We start from the raw sequence: 1366 nt of genomic DNA, 5'->3' as shown, positions 1-1366 counted from the left end.
GAGTTAATTCCATCGAAAGAGAAAAACTTTTAGAAGTTGCTAAACTTGCTTGTGCACCAGAAGAAACAATTCATAATATGCCTTTTAAAGTTACTCCTGAAAAAGTTTTAGCTGCTATTTTAGCTGCTGACAACTATGGTGGATATTAAAAAAATTAATTATAAAAAAGAAAACCCTTGGATAAATCCAAGGGTTTTTAAATTGCATATCTATTAGAATGTTGTTTTCATTCCTACATATGCAAGTGGTTGCCATCTCCAGTGAGAAGCTGAATTTTGGTCTGTGTTACTCCAGTTTCTATACTCTGCTCCAACTCCAGCATTTACTGCGAAGTTTTCAGTTACTTTATACTCAGCATCTAAAGTTAATAATGCATATAAGCTATAAGTTGTTTTAGCTGATTTAGAAACTACATCTTTATTTTTAGTATATTTATCATATTGTCCAAATTTATATGGATCATATCCACCTTCAAAGTTGAAGTCTACACCATAGTTATCTGTTGAATATAATGCAACAGTTCTATATAAGTAGATTTCCCACTCTGCTACGAAATCTTTATCTTTCTTATCTGTTAATGTATTTGTTGCTGAATCTACTCCTGTATAGAAGTCTTGTCCATAGAAGTTTTGATTTAAATAGATTGTACCATCCCAAGTAAATCCTAATGGTAAGTTACCTGCATATTCGATATCCATACCAATAGTATTCATATAGTCAGATCCACCATCTTCTGGGAATGAGTGATATACTTTTGGAGCTAATATTAAACTACTTAGTAATCCGCCCTCATTTTTATATGTTGTAAATCTTGCTTGGTACTCTAAGTTTTGAGAGTCATCCTCTTCATCTCTATATTGAACTCTTGAAGTAAACCAATCGTTATGTTGATAGTAAGCTCTTAATCTTGTTTCAGTCCCGCTTTTAGAGTTTTTATGGCTATCTCCGTTGCTTTCTAAGTTATTATAATCTCTAATTCTTCCTTCTAATTTGAAGTTTTCAGTTGCTTGAACACCAAAAGTTGTCTCAAGTCTAGAGTAGTTATTAGCTCCTCTGTTCCATGTATCTTGGTTATCATCTGAAGCATTTCCATCTGCATCTTTAACTATCTTATCTCCATGACCTTCTGTTTTTCCATAAGCCTTATATTGTACTCCTACATAACCTGTTGGCTTAAATACAGGTGCTACAACCTCTTCAACTACAGGCTCAGCTACAACTATAATTTCTTTCGATACTTCAACTGGAGCTACAACAACCTCTTTGGCTTGAACTGCAGTTCCTACAACAAGTAAAGATCCTAAAAAAAGTGCTAATTTTTTCATAAAATCCCCTCCGATTTTTAATTGTGTTATTTTGAGAAATA

The 1366-nt window shown here is 33.0% G+C and carries 1 protein-coding gene; it reads right to left on the bottom strand.

Features of this window, described 5'->3' with window-relative positions:
• Positions 1 to 212: 212 nt before the first annotated feature.
• Positions 213 to 1325 carry a FomA family porin-like outer membrane protein gene (locus ACRCYC_RS16845; RefSeq protein WP_438507517.1) on the bottom strand — a complete coding sequence of 371 codons (1113 nt, stop codon included), beginning with the start codon at positions 1323 to 1325 and terminating at the stop codon, positions 213 to 215.
• Positions 1326 to 1366 lie beyond the last annotated feature (41 nt).

Origin of the sequence: Paraclostridium sp. (assembly GCF_051657365.1) — a bacterium.
GTDB lineage: Bacteria > Bacillota > Clostridia > Peptostreptococcales > Peptostreptococcaceae > Paraclostridium.
The sequence above is the reverse complement of the archived record's forward strand: the minus strand, read 5'-3'. Positions and strand labels throughout refer to the sequence as shown.